General features: G+C 66.0%; 1 protein-coding gene and 1 pseudogene. Both read left to right on the top strand.

All coding sequences use genetic code 11. The annotated features are described in order from the left end of the window. Nucleotides 1-336 (top strand): annotated as a pseudogene (locus tag G3O06_RS47505) (DNA polymerase Y family protein); the annotation flags it as partial. Nucleotides 337-342: 6 nt separating this feature from the next. Next, on the top strand, nt 343-2,908 hold a 2,566-nt coding region (locus tag G3O06_RS47510), incomplete at its 3' end, for an error-prone DNA polymerase (protein WP_205820223.1).

Raw genomic sequence — 2,908 nt, forward strand, 5'->3', positions numbered from 1 at the left:
TCCGATCACCGGCCCGAGGCTGCGAACCGCTGGCTGCCGCTCGATGCGCAGGCCGGCAAGCCGGCTGCCGTGCCGCCGGCCGTGCCGCCGAGGCCCGCGTGGTTGCTGGCGGAGCCGCTGCCGCTGTTGATGCGCGGGGAGCGGCCGGTATTTCATACGCCGCTGAGGATGATGTCGTCGGTGGAGCGGATCGAGGCCGGGTGGTTCGACGGTCAGCTCGCCGCGCGCGATTACTGCGTTGCGCAAGACGAGGCCGGTGCGTGCTACTGGGTGTTCAAGGAGCGGGCGGGGAGCGAGGCCGAGCCGCGCTGGTTCCTGCACGGTCTGTTCGGGTGAACGGCAATGGTTGCGGAATTCAGCTGGCTGCCCGATTACGCGGAGTTGTTCTGCCGTTCGAACTTTTCGTTCCTGCATGGCGCGTCGCATGCGGAAGAACTGGTCGAGCGCGCGTTCGAGCTCGGCTATCGCGGGATTGCGATCACCGACGAATGCTCGCTCGCCGGCGCGCCGCGCATGCATGTCGCGGCGCAGGCGAAAGGGCTGCCGCTCGTCATCGGTTCGTATTTCGAAGTCACGCCGGATGAAGTCGCGCCCGGCCACGATCCGGGCCCCGGGGCGTTCGGGCTCGTGTTGCTTGCGCAGAATCGTGAAGGCTACGGCAACCTGTCCGAGCTGATTTCGTGGCGGCGGATGGAGTCACCGAAGGGCACTTACAAGCTGACGTCGAGGATGCTGTCGGCGCCGCCTGCCGAGTTTGCGCACTTGCGCGGCCTGCCCGACTGCTTCGCGATTCTCGTGCCGACGTATCCGGTGCGTGCCGATGTACTCGATGCGCAGGTCGCGTGGTTTCGCACGACCTTCGGCGAACGTGCACGGCTCGGGCTCGTGCAACTGCAGCGCGCGCTGGACGGGGCGCAGCGCGAGGAGATTCGTGCAGCCGGCGAGCGGCGTGGCGTGCGCATCGTCGCGCTCGGCGACGTGACGATGCACCGGCGCTCGTGCAAGGAGCTGCAGGACGTGATGACGGCAATCCGCGTCGGCATGCCGGTTTCCGAGTGCGGGTATGCGCTTGCGCCGAATGCGGAACAGCATCTGCGCGCGCGGAACCGGATCGGGAATCTGTATTCGCCGGCGGAGATCGAGGAGACCTGCACGATTCTCGATACATGCGATTTCAAACTGGACTCGCTTCGCTACGAGTATCCCGACGAGATCGTGCCGAAGGGGCTCACGCCGACGAGCTATCTGGAGCAGGAAACCATGGCCGGGGCGGCCACACGCTATCCGCAAGGTGTGCCGGAGAAGGTGTCGAAGCAGATCCGGTATGAACTCGACCTGATCGCGAAGCTGAGCTACGAACCGTTCTTCCTGACCGTCTACGACATCGTCAAATACGCGCGCAGCCAGAACATCCTGTGCCAGGGGCGCGGCTCGGCGGCGAACTCGGTCGTCTGCTTCTGCCTCGGCATCACCGAGGTGAATCCCGAGCAGAGCACGATGCTGTTCGAACGCTTCATCAGCGCGGAGCGAGGCGAGCCGCCCGATATCGACGTCGACTTCGAGCATCAGCGCCGGGAAGAGGTGATTCAGCACATCTACGGAAAATACGGGCACAACCGCGCCGCACTCGCGGCCGCCGTCTCGACCTATCGCCCGCGTGGCGTGCTGCGCGAAACCGGCAAGGCGCTCGGCGTCGATCCGATGCTGGTCGATCGCGTCGCGAAAGCGCACCGCTGGTTCGACGGCAGCCGCGACCTGCTGCAGCAATTCTCGACGATCGGGCTCGATCCCGAGACGCCGCTCATCCTGGCGTGGGCCAGGCTCGCCGCGCGGCTGCTGAATTTTCCGCGCCACCTGTCGCAGCACTCGGGCGGTTTCGTGATCAGCCGCGGCAAGCTCACGCGGCTCGTGCCGGTCGAGAACGCGGCGATGGACGGGCGGCGCGTGATCCAGTGGGACAAGGACGATCTCGAAGCGCTCGGGCTGATGAAGGTCGACGTGCTCGCGCTCGGCATGCTGTCGGCGCTGCATCGCGCATTCGACATGCGCACCGCGTGGCGCGGGCCGCCGGAGCCGGATGGCGAGCCGTTCACGCTGAAGCACATTCCGCAGGATGACAAGGCGACCTACGACATGATCTGTCGTGCCGACACGGTCGGCGTGTTCCAGATCGAATCGCGCGCGCAGATGTCGATGCTGCCGCGCCTGCGCCCGCGGACTTACTACGATCTCGTGATCGAGGTTGCGATCGTGCGGCCGGGGCCGATCCAGGGCGGGGCAGTGCATCCCTATCTGAAGCGGCGCCAGGGAATCGAAAAGGTCAGTTATCCAAAGGAGGAATTGAAGCCCGCGCTCGAACGCACGTACGGCGTGCCGATCTTCCAGGAGCAGGTGATGCAGATCGCGATGATCGCGGCCGGTTTCACACCGGGCGAGGCCGACCAACTGCGCCGCGCGATGGCCGCGTGGAAGCGCAAGGGCAATCTCGAGAAATATCACAGCAAGATCGTCGACGGGATGCGCGAGCGCGACTACCCGCCCGACTTCGCCGAACAGATCTTCGAGCAGATCAAGGGCTTCGGCGATTACGGTTTCCCCGAAAGCCACGCAGCGAGTTTCGCGAAACTCGCGTACGCCAGCAGCTGGCTCAAATGCCACGAACCGGCGATCTTCCTCGCCGCGCTGCTGAACAGCCAGCCGATGGGTTTCTACCCGCCGTCGCAACTCGTGCAGGACGCGAAGCGGCACGGCGTGCAGGTGCTGCCGATCGACGTGGCGCAAAGCAACTGGGAAGCATCGCTCGAAGCGCTGCCCGACCAGCCGCCTCCGCACGGCCAGCCGGCCGTGCGGCTCGGCCTGTCGCTCGTGCGCGGTCTCGGCGAAGCCGCCGCACGCCGCATCGAAGCCG

This window comes from Burkholderia sp. Ac-20345 (assembly GCF_017104825.1).
GTDB classification, from domain to species: domain Bacteria; phylum Pseudomonadota; class Gammaproteobacteria; order Burkholderiales; family Burkholderiaceae; genus Burkholderia; species Burkholderia lata_B.